Annotated in this window: 17 protein-coding genes and 1 pseudogene; 3 read left to right on the top strand and 15 right to left on the bottom strand. The window is 63.1% G+C overall.

Going from position 1 to position 22,850, the window contains the following annotated elements:
• Positions 1-74 precede the first annotated feature (74 nt).
• The 8 genes from ACFOJ9_RS20555 to ACFOJ9_RS20590 all read right to left on the bottom strand — a co-directional run bounded on the left by ACFOJ9_RS20555 (position 75) and on the right by ACFOJ9_RS20590 (position 8,558).
• The gene (locus tag ACFOJ9_RS20555) at positions 75-2,237 is read right to left on the bottom strand and encodes an amylo-alpha-1,6-glucosidase (RefSeq protein WP_378980771.1); all 2,163 of its coding nucleotides are present in this window, start codon (positions 2,235-2,237) and stop codon (positions 75-77) included.
• 50 nt (positions 2,238-2,287) lie between these two features.
• Complete coding sequence (locus ACFOJ9_RS20560; protein ID WP_378980773.1) at positions 2,288-3,349, bottom strand: glycosyltransferase family 4 protein; 1,062 nt, start codon at positions 3,347-3,349, stop codon at positions 2,288-2,290.
• A gap of 110 nt (positions 3,350-3,459) precedes the next feature.
• Complete coding sequence (locus ACFOJ9_RS20565; RefSeq protein ID WP_378980775.1) at positions 3,460-3,837, bottom strand: DoxX family protein; 378 nt, start codon at positions 3,835-3,837, stop codon at positions 3,460-3,462.
• A 68-nt stretch (positions 3,838-3,905) separates the two neighbouring features.
• A complete protein-coding gene (locus tag ACFOJ9_RS20570) occupies positions 3,906-4,364 on the bottom strand; it encodes a carboxymuconolactone decarboxylase family protein (protein WP_378980777.1) in 459 nt (152 codons plus the stop codon).
• A gap of 43 nt (positions 4,365-4,407) precedes the next feature.
• On the bottom strand, positions 4,408-4,911 hold the full coding sequence (locus ACFOJ9_RS20575) for an RrF2 family transcriptional regulator (protein ID WP_378980779.1): 504 nt from the start codon (positions 4,909-4,911) through the stop codon (positions 4,408-4,410).
• A 108-nt stretch (positions 4,912-5,019) separates the two neighbouring features.
• Complete coding sequence (preA, locus tag ACFOJ9_RS20580; RefSeq protein ID WP_378980781.1) at positions 5,020-6,333, bottom strand: NAD-dependent dihydropyrimidine dehydrogenase subunit PreA; 1,314 nt, start codon at positions 6,331-6,333, stop codon at positions 5,020-5,022.
• 2 nt (positions 6,334-6,335) lie between these two features.
• Complete coding sequence (locus ACFOJ9_RS20585; RefSeq protein ID WP_378980783.1) at positions 6,336-7,700, bottom strand: NAD(P)-dependent oxidoreductase; 1,365 nt, start codon at positions 7,698-7,700, stop codon at positions 6,336-6,338.
• Between the two features lie 120 nt (positions 7,701-7,820).
• Positions 7,821-8,558, bottom strand: coding sequence for a gamma-glutamylcyclotransferase (locus tag ACFOJ9_RS20590; protein ID WP_378980785.1), 738 nt, complete (start codon positions 8,556-8,558; stop codon positions 7,821-7,823).
• Positions 8,559-8,731: 173 nt separating this feature from the next.
• On the opposite strand from ACFOJ9_RS20590, the gene ACFOJ9_RS20595 reads away from it, so the two are divergent.
• Positions 8,732-9,508, top strand: a complete 777-nt coding sequence (locus ACFOJ9_RS20595; RefSeq protein ID WP_378980787.1) for a VOC family protein — start codon at positions 8,732-8,734, stop codon at positions 9,506-9,508.
• 92 nt (positions 9,509-9,600) lie between these two features.
• Here ACFOJ9_RS20595 and ACFOJ9_RS20600 read toward each other — a convergent pair whose 3' ends face one another.
• Positions 9,601-10,089: a hypothetical protein gene (locus ACFOJ9_RS20600; protein WP_378980789.1), complete on the bottom strand. Its 489-nt coding sequence runs from the start codon at positions 10,087-10,089 to the stop codon at positions 9,601-9,603.
• A gap of 204 nt (positions 10,090-10,293) precedes the next feature.
• On the opposite strand from ACFOJ9_RS20600, the gene ACFOJ9_RS20605 reads away from it, so the two are divergent.
• Positions 10,294-10,686, top strand: coding sequence for a DoxX family protein (locus ACFOJ9_RS20605; RefSeq protein ID WP_378980791.1), 393 nt, complete (start codon positions 10,294-10,296; stop codon positions 10,684-10,686).
• A 111-nt stretch (positions 10,687-10,797) separates the two neighbouring features.
• Here ACFOJ9_RS20605 and ACFOJ9_RS20610 read toward each other — a convergent pair whose 3' ends face one another.
• Together ACFOJ9_RS20610 and ACFOJ9_RS20615 are read right to left on the bottom strand one after the other, a co-directional pair.
• On the bottom strand, positions 10,798-13,239 hold the full coding sequence (locus ACFOJ9_RS20610; protein WP_378980793.1) for a GcvT family protein: 2,442 nt from the start codon (positions 13,237-13,239) through the stop codon (positions 10,798-10,800).
• 87 nt (positions 13,240-13,326) lie between these two features.
• Positions 13,327-14,865: a trimethylamine methyltransferase family protein gene (locus tag ACFOJ9_RS20615; RefSeq protein WP_378980795.1), complete on the bottom strand. Its 1,539-nt coding sequence runs from the start codon at positions 14,863-14,865 to the stop codon at positions 13,327-13,329.
• A gap of 216 nt (positions 14,866-15,081) precedes the next feature.
• Here ACFOJ9_RS20615 and ACFOJ9_RS20620 point away from each other — a divergent pair, with 216 nt between their 5' ends.
• The gene (locus ACFOJ9_RS20620; RefSeq protein WP_378980797.1) at positions 15,082-15,672 is read left to right on the top strand and encodes a transglycosylase SLT domain-containing protein; all 591 of its coding nucleotides are present in this window, start codon (positions 15,082-15,084) and stop codon (positions 15,670-15,672) included.
• 593 nt (positions 15,673-16,265) lie between these two features.
• Here ACFOJ9_RS20620 and ACFOJ9_RS20625 read toward each other — a convergent pair.
• The 4 genes and pseudogenes from ACFOJ9_RS20625 to ACFOJ9_RS20640 all read right to left on the bottom strand — a co-directional run.
• Positions 16,266-18,458: pseudogene (locus ACFOJ9_RS20625) on the bottom strand (dipeptide ABC transporter ATP-binding protein); the annotation flags it as partial.
• Positions 18,459-18,525: 67 nt separating this feature from the next.
• On the bottom strand, positions 18,526-19,683 hold the full coding sequence (locus ACFOJ9_RS20630) for an ABC transporter permease (RefSeq protein WP_378980799.1): 1,158 nt from the start codon (positions 19,681-19,683) through the stop codon (positions 18,526-18,528).
• A 12-nt stretch (positions 19,684-19,695) separates the two neighbouring features.
• Complete coding sequence (locus ACFOJ9_RS20635) at positions 19,696-20,730, bottom strand: ABC transporter permease (protein ID WP_378980801.1); 1,035 nt, start codon at positions 20,728-20,730, stop codon at positions 19,696-19,698.
• 227 nt (positions 20,731-20,957) lie between these two features.
• Positions 20,958-22,610 (bottom strand): ABC transporter substrate-binding protein, encoded by a 1,653-nt coding sequence (locus ACFOJ9_RS20640; protein ID WP_378980803.1) that lies wholly within the window; start codon positions 22,608-22,610, stop codon positions 20,958-20,960.
• Positions 22,611-22,850 lie beyond the last annotated feature (240 nt).

Here is a 22,850-nt window from a genome sequence, read left to right on the forward strand (position 1 = left end):
CGACATAGTCGCCGTCCGGACCTGTATTTTTGCAACGCACAAAGCCGGGATCGGTTCCGCCAATTTTGTTCGAATCATGTTCTGACGATGAGCGGCACCAACCCTTCATGGCGGTCGGCGAGGAAAGCGACGACCCGGTCGCCGACGCGCTGGAAGGTGAGATCGACCACTCTTTCGCCGACGCCCAGGTGGCGAAGCGTGAGTGTGTCGATGCCGATCGGCAGCCTGGGACGGGTGACACGGATTTCGCCATCCCAGCCGTCTATCTCCAGGCCAAGGCAGGCCTGCATCAGCATGAAGGCGGAGCCCGCCGACCACGCTTGCGGCAGGCAGGCGACGGGATAGGCGATCGGTGCTTCGCCCGGCGCGCGGGTAAAACCGCAGAACAGTTCGGGCAATCGCATGTTGAAATGGACCGCGGATTCGAACGTGCCACTCATCAGGCGGACCACGCTTTCACGCTCGCCATAGCGCGCCAGGCCGGCGCCGCACATGGCGGTGTCATGCGGCCAGATCGAGCCATTGTGGTACGACATCGGGTTGAAGAACACGGCATCGTCGGCAAGCGTCCTCAGCCCCCAGCCGGAATGGAAGGATGCGGAAAGAAGCTGGTCGGCGACCATCTGCGCCCGCGCCGGCTCGGGCAATCCGACAAGGAGGAGATGGCCCGCATTCGAGGTCCGCACCTTGCAGGGCTCGCCAGCACCGTCGATCGCCAGGGCATAGAAGCCGAGATCGTCGAGCCAGAAGTCGCGTTCCACAGCCACCCGCATGGCCTCGGCGCGGCCCTCCCAGTGATCGGCCCTGTCGTCCTCGCCGCGACGACGGGCAAGTGCCGCCAGCCCCCGGAAGGCGGCAAAGACGTAGCCTTGCACTTCGACCAGCGCGATTGGTCCCTTGGGGATGCGGCCATCGGCATGAAAGACGGAATCGAAACTGTCCTTCCATCCCTGGTTGGCGAGGCCGGACTCGGCAGCTCGCTGGTAGGTCACGAAGCCGGTCTCGCGGCCCGCCTCCTCCGTCCATTCGGCCGCTGCGCACAGCGACGGCCACAGGCTGTCGATGAACGCCATGTCGCCGGTCCGATCGGCATAGGCACAGGCGAGATGGATGTAGAGCGGCGTCGTATCGACGCCACCATAGTAGCGGCCGAAGGGAAGCTCCCGCAGCGCCGCCATCTCGCCCTTGCGTGTCTCGTGCATGATCTTGCCCGGCTGCGAATCGCTGAACGGCGACGTCTCCGTCGCCTGGTGCTGGGCCAGGAAGGCCAGCACGCCCCGTGCCAGGCCCGGATTGAGCCACAGCATCTGCAGTGCCGAGATGACGCCGTCACGGCCGAACGCCGTCGAGAACCAGGGAATGCCGGCATAGGGATAGGGTCCGGTCGCCAACTCGGTGGTCAGCAGCGCGACATCCGCGCGGGCGCGCTCGACCCAATCGTTGAAGACGCGACCCGAACTGTGCACCGTCGCGCCATGGCGGCGCTTGGCCCGCATGCCAAAGCGCGCCCGGGCGGCAGCGGCGCGGAAACGGTCGCGATCGGGCGCATCCGCCATCTCGGGACCGACCTCGACATAGAGCACCTTGCTGCTGCGCTTGGTTACCGCGATCAGGAAATCGGCACGGTCGGCTGTCAACAGCTCCGGCGCTTGCGAGAACGATATCGCCGAGACACGCGCCAGCCCGTCCAGGCCGTCGTAGCGCAGCAGGACGGATGTCGCATCCATCTCGGCCACATGCGCCATCCCGCGCTTTAGCCGTGTCGAGCCGCGCACTTCGAACATGTCGCGGAAATCGGCGGCAAAGTGCAGGGAGACGCCAATCGTCGAGGTTTCCCGGCTGTAGTTGGAAAGGGTGATGCGTTCGAACAGCCTGTCTTGCCAAAGCAGCCGGACACGTTCGACATGAATGGCGCCCTGCGGAATGTCGCGACCGGCAGCACTTTGCATCGGCAGATTGGTCAGGTTGGTGGTGAACAGCACATTGTCCTGGCTGAGCGAGGCGCCAAGCAACGATGTCTGCCGTCCCCCGACGGTCAGCCGGAATTCGGAAAGCACGCGTGTGTCGTCGCGGAAGAAACCGTCGCCGGCGCCGCGTATGTCGCCATAGGCATCGGCAACCGCAAAGCAGTCGCCCTGCTTGAGCGCAAACAGCCGGTGCGGTTCGCGAGGAGCGGTCGCGTCGAGCGAGGCAAGCGCTACGGCGGGATCGAGCTGGCGCTCGTCGAGTTGGGCCATTCGTCACAGATCCCTGTTGTTTCGTTCCCGTGGTTGGAGCACGTCGCTGCTCACGACGCCTTCGCCTCGCTCGGGACACCGATCAGGCGCGCATAGGCGGCCAGGTAGTCGCCGGCCATTCTTCTGGCGGAAAACCGCTTTTCGAAAACGGCTCTCACCTTTCGCCTGTCGAGCTGCAGCAAATCAGGCACCGCGGCGACCGCGCCGTCCATCGTGTCAGCGATAAAACCGGTCACGCCCTGATCGATGATCTCGGGCAGTGCGCCGCAATTCCACGCGATCACCGGCGTGCCGCAAGCCATGGCCTCGATGGCGACAAGGCCGAACGGCTCCGGCCAGTCGATCGGGAACAGAAGGCCGGCCGACTTGCCGAGAAATTCCGCCTTCTGATCCTCCTCGATCTCGCCGACATAGACGATGCGATCGCCATCGATCAACGGTTCGACCACCTCGTGGAAATAGGCGCGGTCGTCGTCGCCGATCTTTGCCGCAAGCTTCAGCCTGAGCCCCGAGCGCAAGGCGATCTCGATGGCGCGATCCGGGCGCTTGTCGCGTGAAAACCGGCCGAGGAAGGCAAGATAGGGCTCTTCCGCCCTCGTCTCGAAAGTCGGCTCGTAGATACCGGTCGGCAGTCCGTGGTGGATCGTCGCCAACCAGTTGGCCCTGGCAAGGCCTGCCTTCTGGCTGTACGAAATGGAAATCATGGGAAAGCGCGGGAAACGCTCATAGGCCGGCGCCAGGTCGACATAATCCAGCCTGCCATGCGGCGTCGTCACCGTGCGCTGCGCCATGTCCTCGAAGAAGGAAAAGTGCAGGAAATGGCTGAGGTGGAAGTGGATGACGTCAAACTCCGGCGCCCGTTCCCTCACCTGCGCAAGCATCGAAAGATGCGCCGCGATCTCAGATTTCAGAGGGCGCGGATCGAGGCGAAGGGCGCACTCCCGGCCAGCCACCAGCTTTGCCGAGGTCTGGCTATCGCCACTGGCAAACAGCGTCACCTCATGACCCAGATCGACCAGCGCTTCGGTCAGATACGCCACGATGCGCTCGGTGCCGCCATAGAGTCTGGGCGGCACCGATTCATAAAGCGGCGCGACATGGGCAATTTTCATATTTCATCCTGGATGCTCGGCATACAGGTGCGAAATGCGTCAACGGCTCGATTGGTTCCGATTTAATGACTGGCGGCGCCACAGTGCCGCAGTCGGCATGGAGCCGCGCGTCAAACCGACTGCGCGATCAGCGTCAGGAAACCACCGCTCAGCGCGACATTGCCGACGAAGCCATTGATACGGGACGCGCGGTCCGGGCCCTGATGGTCCCAGAAATTGTGGAACATCGGCGTGGCGACGATGAGGAACAGCAACAGCACCGCTGCAGCGATTGCCGTCCACAGGCCGGCTATGACCAGAACGCCTGCAGCGACCTGAAGTACGATGCCGAGCCACAGCACCAGCCGTGCCTGCGGCACGCCGCGCGCGGCCATCAGCCCGGTCAGGAAGGCCTCGTTCTGAATGTTGCGCAGGCCGGCGAAGACAAAGGCGCCGCCGAGCAACAGGCGGCCCAGGAACAACACTGTCGAGGGCAAATCGGCAAGCATCAAACTCTCCCTCTGGAAACGATTGGAGCGCCGCCTCGCGACGGCGATCCAAAACACAATCGCGACAATCAGGCGGCCTTGGCCGCAGGCATCGGATGAATGGCCTGGAACGGGATGCACAGCCGGTTCCAAATGTTGATCATGCCGAGCGCGACGGACAGCTTGACCAGCTCCTCTTCCGAGAAATGCTCGAGCGTCCGTGCATAGAGTTCGTCCGGCACACCATTGTTGGCGATCAGGGTGACGGTCTCGGCCCATGCCAAGGCGGCGCGTTCGCGCTCGGAAAACAGCGGCGATTCCTTCCACGCCGAAACCAGATAGAGCCGCTGCTCGGTCTCGCCGTCGCGCCTCGCCTCGCGGCTGTGCATTTCGACGCAATAGGAGCAGCCATTGATCTGCGACGCCCTGAGCTTGATCAGGTGCAGCAGGCTTTCCTCGAGCCCGCATTCGTCCACCGCCTTGTTGAGCGCCGACACCGCCTTCATGATCTCCGGCGCCTTGGCGAAAAATTGCAGCCTCTGTTTCATCTTCTTGTCCTTTCAAATCTGCTTTGGGTTTTGGGTCTGCGGGTTAACTGGATTTCTGCGGCCGCTGGTGGCGCTCGACAAAGGCGCAACTCGCAGCAAGCGACCTGGGATCGCCTTCTGCCGCATAGGTGGCCACGATATCGGACAGCTTGGTCTCGGCGAGTGCGGCGCGATAGGCGCGCTCGGCCTTCAGCATCGCGGCGTTGATACCGCAGGGTTTCACATAGGCGGAAGCATCGAGCTTGACCGGACCGCGCTGGCGGATCTCGCCGCAGCGGAAGGCCGGCTCGCGGCCCTCGACGGCCAGCACGATGTCGAGCAGCGTGATGCGCTCGGCCGGCCGCGCCAGCCGATAGCCACCCGCAGGCCCTGGCACCGATTCCAGGATGCGCTCGGCGCTCAACATGTTGAGATGCTTCAGCAGATAGCTTGGCGACAGGCCAAACGCCTCGGCCAGAGCAGCGCCCGGCATGGTGCTGTTGCCTTCCACACTGGCCAGCGTGGCGGCGCAATGGACTGCTGCTTCAACGCCCTCTCCCAGCTTCATTGGATCGGCTCCTTGATCATGGATATATCCTATCGTGGATAATTCTTATCTGCAATAGCAAAATGAAAACGGCGCTCGAAAGCGCCGTTTTTTCGGATCCCGGGATCCCTACTCCGCCGCCACCTTGGCCATCGGATTGTTCGGGTGCGTCGTCCAGTTGGCGTAGATTGGCGACACCGGCTTGCCGGTGCGCTGGTCCATCACGCCGGCCGCCAGCGGCTCCATGGTTATGCAGTTCTCGACCGGGCAGACATTGACGCACAGATTGCAGCCGACGCATTCGGCCTCGATCACTTCGAAGTGCCTGACGCCGTCGACCATATTGGTGATTGCCTGGTGCGAAGTGTCCTCGCAGGCGATGTGGCAGCGGCCGCATTTGATGCAGGCGTCCTGGTCGATACGCGCCTTGGCGACGTAGTTGAGGTTGAGATACTGCCAGTCGGTGACATTGGGCGTGGCGCGGCCGACGATGTCGTCGAGCGAGGCATGGCCCTTCTCGTCCATCCAGTTTTCCAGACCGGCGATCATCTCCTGCACGATCTTGAAACCATAGGTCATCGCCGCCGTGCAGACCTGCACATTGCCGGCGCCGAGTGCCATGAATTCGGCCGCATCGCGCCAGGTGGTGATGCCGCCTATGCCGGAGATCGGCAGGCCATGCGTCTCCGGATCGCGCGCGATCTCGGCCACCATGTTCATGGCGATCGGCTTCACCGCCGGGCCGCAATAGCCGCCATGCGAGCCCTTGCCGTCGATGGTCGGCTGCGGCGCGAAACTGTCGAGATCGACGCCGGTGATCGAGTTGATGGTGTTGATCAGCGACACCGCGTCGGTGCCGCCGGCGTGTGCCGCGCGCGCGGGCTTGCGCACATCGGTGATGTTGGGCGTCAGCTTGGTGATGACCGGCATGCGGGTGTTCTGCTTGCACCAGCGCACCACCATCTCGATATATTCCGGCACCTGGCCGACGGCGGCGCCCATGCCGCGTTCCGACATGCCGTGCGGGCAGCCGAAATTGAGCTCGATGCCATCGGCCTCGGTCTCCTCGACCACCGGCAGGATCGCCTTCCAGGCCTCCTCGACGCAAGGCACCATCAGCGAGACGACGATGGCGCGGTCGGGCCAGTCCTTCTTGACTTGCTTGATCTCGCGCAGATTGACCTGCAGGTCGCGGTCGGTGATCAGCTCGATGTTGTTGAGGCCGAGCAGGCGGCGGTCGGCGCCCCAGATCGCGCCGTAGCGCGGGCCGTTGACGTTGACCACCGGCGGGCCTTCCTCGCCCAGCGTCTTCCACACCACACCGCCCCAGCCCGCCTTGAAGGCGCGGATGACGTTGTAGGCCTTGTCGGTCGGCGGCGCCGAGGCCAGCCAGAACGGATTGGGCGACTTGATGCCGACGAAATTGTTTCTGATATCTGCCATGCTCATGCCCTCCCGTTCGAGGTCAGTGCCCGGTTGATGCTCTCCGCCGCGTCGCGGCCTTGCGCCACCGCCGAGACGGTGAGGTCGTCGCCACCGAAGATGCAGTCGCCGCCGGCCCAGACCCTGGCCAGTGATGTGCGCCCTTCCGCATCCACCTTGATGCGACCGGCCTCGAGGTCGATGGAAGCGCCACTGCCGTTGAGTGCTGCCGGCACGAAGCTCTGGCCGATCGCCTTGAACACCTGGTCGGCAGTGAGCGTCAGCGTCTCGCCAGTGCCGGCAAGCCTGTCGCCGTTCATGGCGGTGTATTCGAGTTCGATGCCCGACACCTTGCCGCCCTCGGCGATCACCCGCTTCGGCTGCAGCCAGTGGCGGATGGTGACGCCATTGGCGGCCGCCAGATCCTGCTCGAATTCGGAGGCGTTCATGTGCTCCTGGCCGCGCCGGTAGCAGATCGTCACCTCCTCGGCGCCGAGCAGTTTCGACTGCACGGCGGCGTCGATCGCTGTCATGCCGCCGCCGATGACGACGACGCGCCGGCCAACCGGCAGGCCGGAAAGGTCACTGGCCTGGCGCAGCTCGGCAATGAACTCGACCGCATTGATGACGCCATCGGCGTCCTCGCCATCGGCGCGCAGCGCATTGACGCCGCCAAGCCCCATGCCGAGAAACACCGCGTCGTAGTTGCGGATCAGATCGGACAGCTGGTAGTCGCGGCCAAGCGCCTTGCCGCTCTGAATGTCGATGCCGCCGATCGCGGTCACATAGTCGACTTCCGCCTGGGCGAAATTGTCGACGCTCTTGTAGGCGGCGATGCCGTATTCGTTGAGGCCGCCGGCCTTCGTGCGCGCCTCCAGGATGGTCACGTCGTGGCCGTGGCGGGCGAGCCGGTGCGCGGCGGCAAGGCCGGCCGGCCCGGCGCCGACCACGGCGACCGTCTTCCCGGTCGGCTCGGCGCGCGGATAAAACTGCTTGTTCTCGCCCATGGCGACGTCGGTGGCGTAGCGCTGCAGGCGGCCGATCTGCACCGGCTTGCCTTCCGCCACTTCGCGGACGCAGACTTCCTCGCACAGCGTTTCGGTCGGGCAGACGCGGGCGCACATGCCGCCGAGGATGTTCTGGTCGAAGATCGTCTTGGCCGAACCGATCGGATTGCCGGTCGAGATCTGGCGGATGAACAGCGGAATGTCGATCGAGGTCGGGCATGCATTCATGCACGGCGCGTCGTAGCAGAAATAGCAGCGGTCGGATTCGACCAGCGCCTCGTGGTGATCGAGCGGCGGATGCAGGTCGGAAAAATTGTCCGCGTACTGGTCGGCCGGAAGCCTGCCGCCTGCAACACCTTCTTTGAACTGGCCTTCTGGCATCGTCAGTTCCCCATGTTTTCTTTTGAGGAAGGCTAGCACGTATTATTTTTTTATCAATTGGTCAATTTTCGGCACAAGCCCCTGAAAAGGCTCGACAATAACATGATTTTTTTACTCATGTTATTGCGACCGCGATAGCGTTTGCAGCGCGAGCGAAGGGCCGGGCTCAAGTCCGCAACCATGGATAGCCCGGACCTCGTCGGCGACCAGTTGCTGCAGCCGCCACAAATTGCGATCGCGGATGCCGAACGCTTCGAGATGGCTGACCGTGTTGTAGAGGTATTCGGCGCCGGACCCGATATGCCCGCAGGCTCTGGCCAGCACGCTCGCCACCCTGTCCAGCGGCTGGTTCAGCGACGTTCCCCTGCCCTTCACGCCGACCCAGAAGCCAAGCGCGCGCAGCGTACCTTGCGGCGTGCGCACCGGCAGCCACCTGACCGTGTCGATGCTTTCGTGATCGCTGATCTCGCGGCGCAGCAGCCTTTCGATCTGGGCCGGTTTTTCGCCCTCCGGCAAGCGATAGATCACCCCGTTGCAGCGTCCGCCCCGTTCGAGCGCCATCATCAAACCCGGCTGCTCGGCGCTGCCGCGCCAATGCACCATGTCGAGGCAGAAGGAGCGGTGCCAGCCGAAAGCGGTGGCGAGCTGTTGCTCGACCGACTCGAATTCCGGCTTCCAGATCAACGACCCGTAGGCGAACACCCAGAGCGGCCCCTCGTCGGCTTCATCGGACAGCCGCAAGGCAAGGGTGCGGAAATCCTTGTCGTTCAACTCCGTCCAGCTCGGGTCCGGACCGGGATCGGCTTCTTGCCGATGGCACAGTGCGACAAGCTCGGGCGTGAGCGACATCAAGCGCATGAACGACAACCCCTCATCACCGCAGAGAAATCGAAAAACGTTGGGCGCGCAAGCCTCGGAACGCTTGCCGCGGTTCGCCATTATTGTCTGGGCGGCTGTCGGATTTCCGTCGTGAAGATCGTCCTAGGATGGATCGGACGACGATCGATGCAAGAAAGGTGAGGAGACCGAAAATGCAGAAATTCCCGATGCCCTTCTTCTGGTACGAATTGATGACATCAGATCTCGACGCCGCCGAGGCGTTCTACCCCAAGGTGGTCGGCTGGACGGCGCAGCCTTTCGACCTGGCGCCCGGCATGCCGCGCTATGTCGTCATGAATGTCGGCGAGCGTGGCGTCGGCGGCCTGATGACGATGCCCGAGGATGCCGCCAAGATGGGCATGCCGCCGGCCTGGCTCGGCTACATCCACACCAAGGATGTCGATGCCTCGACGGCATCGCTGGAGAAAGCCGGCGGTGCAGTTCACCGCCAGCCCGAGGACATTCCGGGCGTCGGCCGCTTTGCCGTCGTCGCCGACCCGCAAGGCGCGACCTTCATGTTCCTGCAGCCGAACGGCCCGGACCAGCCTGTCGTGCCGGCCAGCACGCCGGGCCATATCGGCTGGCACGAGCTTTACACGTCGGACTGGAAAGCCGCGTTCGACTTCTATTCCGACCAGTTCGGCTGGGTCGATGCCGGCGATTTCGACATGGGCCCGATGGGCACCTACCAGACCTTCACGGCCGGCCCCGAATCCGGCGGCGGCATCATGAACAAGCCAGAGCAGATTCCGGTGCCGGTCTGGCAATTCTATTTCAACGTTCCGGCCATCGACGCGGCGGCCAAACGGGTAACCGACAATGGCGGCAAGATCCTGATGGGGCCGATGGAGGTCCCCGGCGGCAGCTGGGTCGTGCAGTGCCAGGACCCGCAAGGCGCACACTTCGCCTTGATGGCGCCGGTCCGCTGACGGCGATAAACACCGCGGCACAAAAGCACCGGCCTTTCATCGCACCGCCGACAAGGGGCGTATTCCTCTGCATTCCTCTGCTTGGCGCCGATCTATTCCGGCGCCAGCACCGCGACCTTCAGGTCTGCCTTTTTCGCGCCGCTAAACTGCACGGTGGCCGGACCGGGCGCAAGCTTGAAGCGCACGCTCTTGCGGATGCCGGGGCAAGTTTTCACGCCGCTATAGCCCGCCGACTTGATGGCGTGGCCATCCTGAACAACATCGACCCAGGCCTCGCCTGACAGACTTATCTGGATAGCTCCCTCCGGCGGCACCTCCACGCTGGCGACGGCGCCAAACGTGTCCGAGGCCGGGGCACGTTCGGGCGGCACCGCAAAACCGGCTTTGTCCACCGGCACCAGTGCCAGGTCCGCGGCCGCACCGACCGCAAGCATCGTTCCGGACGGTGTTTCGGGTGCTGCGGCAAACAACGCCTGCTCCCGCGTCACCGGCCACTTGAAGGCCTCGCAGCCTGCCTCCTCGGCCATAGCGAAGCTGGTGGCTGCAAGGATTACGAATAGGCTGATGACGACTTTCTTCATGGCAAAGGGGACCCACCTGATTTGAAATATCTACACATCAATACAACCATATTGATGTAAATACAACCCTGACGTGAGAAATATGAAGAGTCGGACGGGGAACATTTCCAATCACTGATTGTTGATGGCAGGCCACGGGAAGTGAATGGTCCATCGCCGGGCGGTAATCTATGGCCGGTCCGGAAAGCTAAAATGGAGTTTTAGATGAAGCTTTTCGAAAGCCTCACCAAATATCAGCCGCAGGCTCTAGGCGTGCTGCGCATCATGACGGCGCTGCAGTTTCTCGAGCACGGCACCCAGAAACTGTTCAATTTCCCCGTCGGCGACCACGCCGGTGCCTTGAGCGGGCTGTCGCTCACCTCCGGCATCCTCGAATTCGCCGGCGGCGTGCTGCTGGCGTTGGGGCTGTTCACCCGACCGGTCGCGTTCCTTCTGGCCGGCGAAATGGCGATCGCCTATTTCATGGCGCACATGCCGCGCGACTTCTTCCCGGTCAACAACGGCGGCGATTCGGCGATCTCGTTTTGCTTCATCTTCCTCTATCTGGTGTTTGCCGGCGCCGGCGCCTTCGCGCTGGACAACCGACGCAGCGCCTGACGCTCAATCAGCGGCTCACCCAGTGCATGTCGCCCAAAAGTGCGCAGCGGTTTTGGGACAACGACATGCACAAAACAGGAATCTGAAGCGCATCGGCCAAGCCGAAGCGCTTCAGGCGCGCATCCTTTCGAAATTGGCGTCGAACAGCGGCGTCGCCTGCATGCGCGCCGCATGGCGTTTGCCCAGCAGCTCGATCTCGAAGCCGTCGCTCTCATCGGCGATCTCCTTCGGCACGTAGCCGACGGCAACCGACTTCTTCGAATGATGCGCGTAGCCGCCCGAGGTCACCCAGCCGCGCACCGCACCGTCGAACCAGATCGGCTCGTCGCCAATGACATCGGCGTCGTCGGCATCGACGATGAAGGCGCGCAGGCGCAATTTTCCACCCTGCTTGCGCTCGGTAAGCGCCGCGGCCTTGCCGATGAAATCGGCCTCCTTGCCGTAGGCGACAAAACGGTCGAGCCCGGCTTCCAGCGGGCCGTAGATCGGCCGGTATTCGCGCCCCCATGAGCCGTAATTCTTTTCCAGCCGCAGCGCGTTGAGCGCGCGCGAACCGAACAGGCCGATGCCGAACTCTTCGCCGGCCGCCATCAGGGCCTGGAAGGCGGCGCGCTGATACTCCGGCGCTACCCACATCTCATAGCCGAGATCGCCGGTGTAGCTGACACGGCCGACCAGGCACGGCGCCATGCCGATGTCCATCCTGCCAATGGCCATGAATGGAAATGCCGCATTGGAGACATCCGAGCGCGTGGCCTTTGCCAGCACATCGCGCGCCTTCGGCCCGGCGATCGACAGGCCGGTGAGCTTCGCGCCCAGCGCCTCGATGCGCACAGATCCGTCGTCAGGCAGATGCTTCTCGAACCAGCGCATATGATACTGCTCGGCAATACCGGAGCCGGCGAGGAACCAGCCTTCCCCATCTCGATCAAGAGGGCCGAGATTGGCCAGCGTGAAGTCGCCGATCAGTCTGCCGTCTTCCTTCAGCATCGGCGCCAGCGTCATGCGGCCAGGCTTCGGCAATTTGCAGGCAAGCATTCTGTCGAGCCAGGCGGCGGCCCCCTCGCCCGTCACCTTGTATTTGGCGAAGCTCGAAATCTCGGACAGGCCGACACCGTCACGAACCGTCGCGACCTCCTTGGCGATTTGGGTGAAGTCGCTCGAGCGGCGCCACGAGAATTCGTCCTTGACGCCCTCCGGCGCGTACCAGAGCGGCACCTCCAGCCCGTAGGCAACGCCCCATTGCGCACCCTTGGCCGACAGCAGGTCGTAGACCGGTGTCGTCTTCAGCGGTCGCCCGGCGGGCAGCTCCTCATTGGGGAAGCGGATCGAGAACCGCCTGGAATAGTTCTCGCGCACCTTGGCGTTGGTGTAGGCCATCGTCGCCCAGTCGCCATAGCGCGCGACATCCATCGCCCAGATGTCGGCGCCGGGATCGCCCTCGATCATCCAGTTGGACAGCGCCAGTCCGACGCCGCCGCCTTGGCTAAAGCCGGCCATGACGCCGCAAGCGACCCAGAAGCCCGGCAGGCCGCGCACCGGCCCGACCAGCGGGTTGCCGTCCGGCGCGAAGGTGAAGGGCCCGTTGATGATCTGCTTGATGCCGGTGTTCTGGAAGGCCGGGAAATGCCGGAACCCGACCTCCAGCGACGGCGCGATGCGGTCGATGTCGGGCGCCAGCAATTCATGGCCGAAATTCCACGGCGTCTGATACTCGGACCACGGCTTGTTGGCCTTTTCGTAGGTGCCCATCAGCATGCCGCCGCGCTCCTGGCGCAGGTAGAGCTCGCCGTCGAAATCGACCGCGTGGATGATCTCGGTGCCCGTCTTGGCGTTCCAGGCGGCGACCTCCGGCATATCCTCGGTGATCAGGTACATGTGCTCCATCGCCAGCACCGGCAGTTCGAGCCCAACCATGCGGCCGACCTCGCGCGCCCACAGGCCGCCGGCATTGACGACATGCTCGGCCACCACCTCGCCCTTGTTGGTGATGACCCGCCACAGTCCGTCGACGCGCCGCACGATGTCCTCGACCTTGGTGAAGCGCTCGACCTCGGCGCCGAGCTTGCGCGCGGCCTTGGCATAGGCATGGGTGACGCCGGAGGGATCGAGATGGCCGTCCTCCTTGTTTCTGACCGCGCCGACGAACTGCTTGGGATCGAGCAGCGGCATCAGTTCGGCCGCTTCGTTGGGGGAGATCTCCTCGAGCTCGATGCCGAGATAGCGGCCCTTGGCGACGACACCGCGCAGCCAGTCCAGCCGCGCCTCGGTCGCCGCCAGCAGCACGCCACCGGTCAGATGCACGCCGGTCGCCTGGCCGGAAAGCTCCTCGATCTCCTTGTAGAGGTTGATGGTGTATTTCTGCAGCTTGGCGACGTTGGGATCGCCATTGATCGTGTGCATGCCGCCGGCCGCGTGCCAGGTCGAGCCCGACGTCAGCTCGTCGCGCTCCAGAAGCACGACATCGGTCCAGCCGTGGCGGGCGAGATGGAACAGCACGGAGCACCCGACGACGCCACCGCCAATGACCACGACCTTTGCATGCGATTTCATGGATTTTTCTCTGATATCAGTGAGTTGGATGGGTGAGATGAATCGGATCGGGAGGAGCCAGGCGGCACGCGCGCAAACCTGTGACCATCACGGCTCGCCCTGCCCGATCGCTTCCTTGCGCTTGGCCATGTAGGCCTCAAGTTCTTCGCGCACGGCGATATCCATCACCGGCTCGACATAGTCCTCCAACGCCTTCTTCCACAGCCGCGTCGCGCGCGCCGTGGCGTCGAGCCCGCCGGCCTCCTGCCAGGCCTCGTAATTCTGCCAGTTGGACAGCATCGGCTGGTAGAAGGCGGTGGCGTAGCGCTCCAGCGTATGCGGCTCGCCGAAGAAATGCCCGCCGGTCGGCACCGCGCCCAGCGCCTCGACGGCGAGCTCGGCCTCGTTGACCTCGATCGGGCGCAAGAACTCCATCATGTGCTGGATCATCTCGACATCGATGATGAGCTTTTCGAACGACGCCGTCAGCCCGCCCTCCTGCCAGCCGGCGGCATGGTAGACGAGATTGCCGTGGCCGAGCACCGCGCCCCACAGCGCCATCAGCGTCTCATAGGCGCCTTGCGCGTCGGCGGCGTTGGAGGCCGAGCCCGGCGTCGTGCGGTACGGCAGCCCGTAGCGCCGCGCCAGTTGCCCCGACGCTATGTTGGCCTTGGTGTTCTCCGGCGTGCCGAAGGCCGGTGCCCCCGACTTCATGTCGACATTGGAGGTGAAGGCGCCATACATGACCGGCGCGCCAGGACGGACAAGCTGCGTCAGCACGACGCCGAACAGCGCCTCGGCATTCTGCTGCGCCAGCGCACCGGCCAGCGTCACCGGGCTCATCGCTCCCATCAGCGTGAACGGCGTCACCGCCACCGACTGGCCGAATTCGGCCATGGTCATCAGCCCCTCGGCCATCATCTCGTCGAAGCGGCGCGGCGAGTTGACCGAGATGATGGTGGTGATGCCCGGATCGTCGCGCATCTGGTCGAGCGTCAAGCCTCGCGCGATCGCCATCATCTCGATGCCGTCCAGCGCCCTGCCCCGGCCGATCGCCGAGACATGAAAACTCTTGTCGGTCAGCGTCAGATTGGTGAAGTAGGTGTCGAGATGGCGGGAATTGGCCGGCAGCTCCACCGGCGCGCAGACCTGGTTGCCGAGCATGTGGATGCAGTTGAAATGCTGCGCCAGCCGGGTGAGATCCGCATAGTCGCGCAAGTTGCCGGCGCGGCGGCCGCGCTCCATGTCGTGCACATTGGGCGGCCCGGCAACCAGGGTGAAATTGATGGTGTTGCCGCCGAGATGAACCGCGTTGGCCGGGTTGCGCGGCGTCAGCACATAGCTGGACTGCGTGGTCTTCAGCGCGTCAGTGATCAGGCCGCGATCGATGCGGACATTCGCCGAGGCATGATCGACTTTGGCGCCAGCCTTCTCGAACAGAGACAGCGCACGCGGGCTCATCACCTCGATGCCGAAATTCTCCAATATGTGCATCGACGCCTGGTGGATCTGCTCGATCTGGTCGGGCGAGAGCATGGCCATTGGCGGATAGGGATTTGTCACCCGCCTGAGCGGCAGTTGCGGGATAGCGGATGGCCCCCTGTTGCTGGTGCGCTCGGCGCCGCGTTTGCGTCTTGGTTCGTTCATGCCTGGCATCAAAGCCCCGGCAAACCGGGCAAGCTGTCAGAAATACGCCGTTTGCGGGCGTGATTTTAGCCACGGCGGCATTTCTGCAATATCTGTCTATAAAAAGCGACAAAATACGTCGGATTATTGATACAGGATTCCTCCAGCGACTGCGCCGGCGAAGCGTTAACGGGCGCTGCAAGATTCCCTTTATGATTTCGGCCTATTGCTCTGCCAATGCGTAGCTCGAGTTTTAGTAAAATTGGTGCGGTTTGCATGCTGCTGGCACTTTCGGCCTGCGCCACGCCGCCCAATCACATCAACAATGTCTGCGCCGTCTTCGACCAGAATGACGGCTGGTTCGACAACTGGCAGTCGGCCGCCGAGCGCACCCAGCAGAAATACGGCATCCCCGTTCCCGTGCTGATGGCGACGGTTCGCAAGGAATCCGGCTTCAAAAGCAACGCTCGGCCACCGCGCACCAAGCTGCTCGGCTTCATTCCGTGGAAGCATGTCTCCTCGGCCACCGGCTTCTCGCAGGCGCTGGACGGCACCTGGTCGCAATATCAGAGCGAGACCGGAAACTGGGCGGCACGGCGGACGAAATTCGCCGACGCGGTCGATTTCGTCGGCTGGTATCATTCCAAGACGGCTGACACGTATGGCGTTGCCCGCAACGACACCTACAATCTCTACCTCGCCTACTATCTCGGCTGGACCGCCTATGGCCGCGGCAACCGGGGCGATGCCGGCGTCCAAGGCTATGCTCGGGCCACCGACAAGATGGCGCGAGACTATGCGCAGCAACTGAGTGAGTGCGGCAACTAAATAGCGACCGTTCCGATTCAGCGCGGCTTTTTGCCGAACACCTTGATGTATTCCGCCTCACCGCCCTTGGCGAGCGCCTTGGCCTGCTTGACCCAGTCGTCGCGTTCGATGCGGCCGTGGAACTTCAGATGGTCGTCGACCCATTCGCGCTCGGCCTTCTTCCACGCCGCGACCTGCGCATAGGTAAAGATGCCGAGGCCGTTCAGGATGCCCTCGATCTTTGGACCGACGCCGGCGATCAGCTTCAAATCGTCCGGCTTGGCAGGCCTGGCGATGCCTGACGGGCGGTTCTTGTCGGCGGCGTTTGCGCCGCTCAGCCTGACCGGCTCGACAATCCCGCTCGCCTTTGTCGCGGCTTGGCCTGGTTTGGTCTGCCTCGCGGCTCGCCCGACAGCCGGTGCAACGCGTGCATGCTCTGCCTGACGGCCGTCGCCAAGCGTTCTTGGCGTGAACGGCGCCGAGGTAGCGTTGGCATCCGTTGCCGGCGCGCCGGTTTCCGAAACCTCGTCGCGGACCTCGTGACGGCGGGCTTTCGAAACGGCTTCCGTCTCCTCGGCAGCCTGCCCCACCGCATCGGCTTCCGCACTGCCCGTCTTGCCATGCGGACGCTTCGGCGGCGTGCCGGCAAAACCAGGCCCTTCGCCATGCGGCGCGTCATCCGGCACGCCCTCATGCGCGGCGTGTTCCTTGTCGAACTTGATCACCGGCTCCATCTTGGCCAGCACATCGTCGGAGAGCCAGCACAGGCTCATGTGGCCATCGCCGAGATGCTTGACCGGCGGCACCTTGGTCTCGCACAGATTGTCCGGCACCAGCTTCTTGTAGCCGCAGCGTGTCTGGAACGGGCAGCCCGACGGCGGGTTCATCGCCGACGGGATGTCGCCTTCCAGCACGATGTGCCGCTTCACCACGCTGGTGTCGGCGATCGGGATCGCCGACAGCAGCGCCTCGGTATAGGGGTGATAGGGCGGCGCGAAGATCTGGTCGGTCGTGCCCTGCTCGACGATATAGCCGAGATACATGACGACGACGCGGTCGGCGATGTAGCGCACGACAGACAGATCGTGGCTGATGAATAGCATCGTCGTCTTGTTCTTGCGCTGAATATCCATCAGCAGTTCGGTCACCGCCGCCTGCACGGACACATCCAATGCCGACACCGGCTCGTCGGCGACCACCACCTTGGCGTCGCCGGCAAAGGCGCGCGCCACACCGATGCGCTGCTTCTGGCCGCCCGAAAGCTGGCGCGGCTTGCGGGTCTCGAACGCCCGCGGCAGCTTCACCAGGTCGAGCAGCTCCAGCATGCGCTTGCGGCGGTCGGCAACAGTCTTGCCGACATTGAACTTCTCCAGCGTGCGGATGATCTGCGAACCGACAGAATGGCTGGGATTGAGCGTGTCGAACGGATTCTGGAACACCATCTGGATCGACGACACGGTTTCGACGCTGCGCTTCTCGATGCCGGTCGACTGGATTTCCTTGTTGCCCAGCGTCACCGTGCCGGCACTTGCCGTCTCCAGCCCAAGCAGCACTTTGGCCAGCGTCGACTTTCCGCAGCCGGATTCGCCGACGATGGCAACCGTCTCGGATTCGCGCGCCATGAACGAGATCGTCTCATTGGCCTTGACGACGCGGCCCTCGCTCGAACCGAACACCTCGCTGCCGCCGACCTTGTAGTATTTTCTGAGGTCCTCGATCTTGAGCACCGGCGCGCCGGGCACGACGCGCTCATTGACCTTCTTGGCGCCGGGCGGCAGCGCTTCCCAATCGATCTCGTTGAAGCGCACGCAGCGCGAGAAATGGCCTTCATGGCCCGCGACCTCGATCATCGGGATTTCGGCGGCGTTGCAGACGCCCTCGACGAAATGGTGGCAGCGCGGGCCGAAATTGCAGCCCTTGGGCCGCTCGTGCGGCAGCGGCAATTGGCCTGGGATCGAGATCAACGGCCGTGAATTCTTGTCGGCGCCGGGCAGCGGGATCGAGCGGAACAACCCTTGCGTATAGGGGTGGCGCATGCGGTCGAACACGTCCTTGATCTTGCCGGTCTCGACCGCTTCGCCCGAATACATCACCGTGATGCGGTCGCAAGTTTCGAGGATCAGGCCGAGATTGTGCGACACGAAGATCATCGACGTGCCGAACTTCTCGCCGAGCCCCTTGACCAGGTCGACGATGCCCGCTTCCACCGTCACGTCGAGCGCCGTCGTCGGTTCGTCGAGCAGAAGCAGCGCCGGCTTCGACAGCAGCGCCATGGCAATGACGATGCGCTGCTGCTGGCCGCCGGAGAGCTGGTGCGGATAGGAGCGCATCATGCGCTCGGGATCGGGCAGCTTGACCGAGCGCACCATTTCGATCGCGCGCTTATACGCCTCTTCCTTCGACACCTTGTCGTGGATCAGCGGCACTTCCATCAACTGCTGCCCGACTTTCATCGCCGGGTTGAGGCTGGCCATCGGCTCCTGGTAGATCATCGCGATCTTGTTGCCGCGGATGGCGCGCAGCTCCTCGTCGGAGAGCTCGCCCATGTCCTTGCCCTGGAACTTGATCTTGCCGCCGACGATCTTTCCGATGTTGGAGAGGTCGCGCATGATGCCGAGCGACACGGTCGACTTGCCGCAGCCAGATTCGCCGACGATGCCCATCGCCTCGCCCGGCATGACCGTGCAGGAAAAATCCATGACGGCCGGAATCTCGCCCTTGCGGGTGAAAAAGGAGATCGACAGGTTCTCGATCTCGATGATCGGCACATTGGCCGGCTTGGCGGGATTTCGAACTGCCTCATTCATGGGTCGCTCCAATCCTGGTTCTTTCGGGCCTGGTTCTTCCAGGCGCATCGGGTCGAAACCCGTGAGATCAGTCTTTCATCGATTGTTCGCGCAGCGAGTCGGCGAGCAGGTTCAAGCCCAGCACGAACGACATCAGCGCAATCGTCGGCGGCAGCGCCGGATGGATGAAGGAGCGCAGCAGCCGGCTGGCGTCCTTGATCGCGGTGCCCCAATCCGGGCTTTCCGGCGCCAGGCCAAGACCGAAATAGCCGAGCGTGCCGAGCAGGATCGTGGTGTAGCCGATGCGCAGGCAGGCATCGACGATCAGCGGCCCGCGCGCATTGGGCAGGATCTCCCACAGCATGATGTACCAGGGCGATTCACCGCGCGTCTGCGCTGCCGCCACATAGTCGCGTGTCTTGATGTCCATCACAAGGCCACGCACGATGCGGAACACGCCCGGGCTGGAGGCGAACACCACCGCCACGAAGATGTTGAGCTGGTTGGGATCGATATGCACGATCTTCAGCGGATCGGCGTCGAAGACCAGGCCGGCATAGATCCAGCCGCCGAGGATCAGGGTAATGCCGAGCAGGATGTAGAGCCGGTCGGACCGGTTCTTGTAGCGCGTCCAGAACAGCACACTGAAGAAGATGATCGGAAACAGGAAGAAGACGCCGGCCATGCCATAGGGGATCGGCGTGTCCATAATGCCGGGCGTCACTAGCAGGTAGAACAGCAGGATCACCGGGAAGGCGAGCACAAGGTTGGCCAGGAACGACAGCACCGTGTCGATCTTGCCGCCATAGTAGCCGGCCGGCAGCCCGAGCGTGATACCGACCATCAGCGCGAAGCCGGTTGCCGCAGGTGCGATGATCAGCACGATCTGGCTGCCATAGACCATGCGCGAAAACACGTCACGCGCCAGCTTGTCGCCGCCGAACAGATAGGTCAGCCCCGATTGCGGTTCGACGGCGCCCGGCAGCACGTCCTTCATGATGGGGATCTGGGCCAGCGGATCGAAGGGCGATATGGTCGCGGCGAAGATCGCCGTGAACAGCCAGAACAGGCAGATGCCGACGCCGACAATGCCGACACCGCTGTCGAACAGCTGGCCGTAGAGCGCCAGCTTCTTCTTGTAGGCGAAGCTCGTACCCATGACGATGAGGAGGGCGATCCAGACCGGCCAGAAGCGCGACAGCACTTCGAGAACGACGGTGAAGCCACTGATATATTGAACCGGCATCCGCTTCGCCCCCTACTGAACTCTGATACGCGGATTGAGAAACGCGTAGCCGACATCGGAAATGAGCTGCGTGATCAAGACGATGAACACCGAGACCAGCGAGCAGCCGAGCAAAAGGTCGATGTCGTTGTTGCCGGCCGCCTCGACCAGCGTGTAGCCGAAGCCCTGGTAGCGGAACATCACCTCGACGATGACGACGCCGGTGAGCAGCCAGGGAAACTGCAGCATGATGACGGTGAACGGCGCGATCAGTGCGTTGCGCAGCGCATGCTTGACCACGACGCTGCCGAAGGACAGGCCCTTCAGCCGGGCGGTGCGGATATATTGCTGCGTCATCACCTCGACCATCGAGGCGCGGGTCATGCGGGCGATATAGCCGATGCCGTAGATCGCCAGCGTCATGACAGGCAGCGTGAAATTATAGAAGGTGATGCCCTGGCTGGCCGAGGCCGCCGAGCCATTCAGTATGCCGAGCCACGAAGCGAAGATGACGGTGAAGATAACGCCCGACACATATTCGGGCGTCGCCGTCGAGGCGATCGAGGCCACCGACAGCACGCGGTCGGTTCGCGACCCCTCGCGCATGCCGGCAAGGATACCGATCAGCAGCGAGATCGGCACCATCACCACCAGCACCCAGAACATCAGGATGCCGGTGGCGCCGAGCGCGGGAAACAGTTTCGAGGCGACGGTTGCCTTGAACTTGGTCGAGCAGCCGAAGTCGCCTTCGAGCACGCCGGAGAATGTCGACACGAGCGGGTCGTTGCAGAAGGAGAAACGCTGCGCCGGCTTGCCGGTCGCTGGGTCGGTCACAGGCTGCTTGGGCACGACGCCCAGCCACTGTCCATATCGGACGAAGAAGTTCTGCCGGTAGCCATGGTTGACCAGCCAACTCTCGAGCTGCTCGGCCGACGTGTGCATTTCGGTCTGGCTGATCGCCAGCTTCTTCAGGTTGGGCTCAAGGTTGATCAGGAAGAAGACGACCATGGTCAGGCACAGCATCGTCAATGCCATGGTGCCAAGACGCCTGATAACGAAAGAAAGCATGGCGGTCCCCTGCCGATGGGTTGGGGTTTGAGCCGGCTATGAAAGCCAACCCTGCCGTGACCGGCGGGGCTGGCTGTCAAACAGGCCTTCGGATGCGATCAACCCTGTTTTTGTTGCATGACCTTGCCCGGGAGTCCGCAACTTTTTTGACAAAGCGCGAACCAACAGGGACGGACGATGCAAAGAGCGAGGGAAAGGGGCGGCGCCCCTTCCCCTTGTCGAGGCGATCAAGCCTGGTCGAGCCAGACCTTGCCGTAGTCGCGCTCGAAGGTCGGATGCATCTTGTAGTTCTGCACCGCCTTGACCGAGTGGCTGTAGAGCTTGCGCCAGTACGGCTGGATGATGATGCCGGAATCCTGCAGGATCTGCTCGATGTCCTTCATCATCTCCTTGCGCTTGGCGGCGTCGGCAACGGCGAGCGCGGCATTGAGCTTGGCATCCCACTCGGGATTCGCATAGGCCGTCTCGTTCCAGGCTTCGCCTGTGCGATAGCCGATCGCAAGCACTTGGACGCCAAGCGGCCGCATGTTCCAGTTGGTCATGGACAGCGGATACTTGGTCCAGTCGTTCCAGAACGTCGAGCCCGGCAGCACGGTGCGCTTCACCTTGAGGCCGGCATCGCGCATCTGGGCGGCGATCGCATCGCCCGTGTTCTTGTGCCAGTCTTCGTCGACGGTGATCAGTTCGTGCTCGAAGTCGGCCTGGCCGGCTTCCGCCATCAGCGCCTTTGCCTTGGCCGGGTCGCGAGCGACCTTCGCAAGCTCATAATATTCCGGGTGAATCTGGCAGACATGGTGATTTTCAGCAACGGTGCCGGCATTGCCATAGCCGAGCTGAAGAACGACATTGTTGTCGACCGCAAGCTGCAGCGCGTTGCGCACCTTCTGGTCGCCATAGGGCTTGTTGTTGACGTTGGCGCGGCAGACGATGGTAGACGCCGTGACGATTTCCGACTTCACAAGGTCCATGCCGTCGAGGATCGACACATAGTCGGCCGAGGTCTCGAAATTGGTGTGCACTTCGCCGGCCTCGAAAGCACTGACCATGGCCGCCGGATCGGTGCCGTAGTCGATGAATTCCAGGCCATCGAGGAACACTTCGCCGTCCCACCACTTGTCGTCGGTGCGGCGCTTGTAAACCACCTTCTGGCCGACATCGTAGGAGACGAGCTCGAACGGACCGGTGCCGATCGGGCAGGCTTTGAAGTCGCCGCCCTTCTCGTCGAAGCTCTTGTGGACGATCAGGCCGGGATAGTCGCACATGTTCGGGATCAGCGCGATGTCAGGCTTGCCGAGCTTGAGCACGACCGTGTGGTCGTCAGGCGTGGTCACTGCGCTTTCGTCGAGCTTGTCGTCCTTGACCAGCGAGCCGAGACGGCCGGGCATCGAATTGCCCTCGGCTTTCTTGTCGGCCCAACGCTTCAGGTTGAAGACGACGTCGGCGGCGGTGAAGGCATCGCCATTCGACCAGGTGACGCCCTTGCGCACATGCAGCGTATACTGCGTGGCGTCGTCGTTGACGTCCCAGCTCTCCAGCAGATAGGGGCGGAACGTGTATTCGGATGTGTACTTGACCAGCGGCTCGAGCGCCTGGCGCTCGGCATTGGCGATTTCCGACCAGTCGGCCTTGCGCGGGTCCTTGGGATCCTTGATCCACTGGGCGATCTTCAGCGTGCCGCCCTTCTTGCCTTTTACCTCTTCGGCCTTTGCCGGTGTCGGGTCGGCGAGGCCGAGCAAGCCGTAGGCCATTGCCGTCGATGCACCGAAGACGCTGGCCATGGCCAGGAATTCGCGGCGATCGACCTTGCCCGCCTTGGCGTCTTCGGCCATGGCCAGGATGTGATCCGGAACGCGATCGCCATTACTCTTGTAAATCGTCATGACTTAACTCCCATTGTTGGCTTTCCGCCTTTTAACATTCCGCATCCAGGCCATGATGTCAAAGACGACATGGATTGGGAACATGTTAGGGAATGTGCAACTTTGAAGAGGGAGCGGTTCGCGTGATAACGACAGTCTTGGCGCAAATTTGCTACTGCCCGTCGGATTCCTTTGGAATCTCGATAGTCGATTAAACTGAGACATTTACTGGGGGCCGGACAGCGCCAGCCTCGAGCCACC

This window comes from Mesorhizobium cantuariense (assembly GCF_042647205.1).
Taxonomy (GTDB): domain Bacteria; phylum Pseudomonadota; class Alphaproteobacteria; order Rhizobiales; family Rhizobiaceae; genus Mesorhizobium; species Mesorhizobium cantuariense.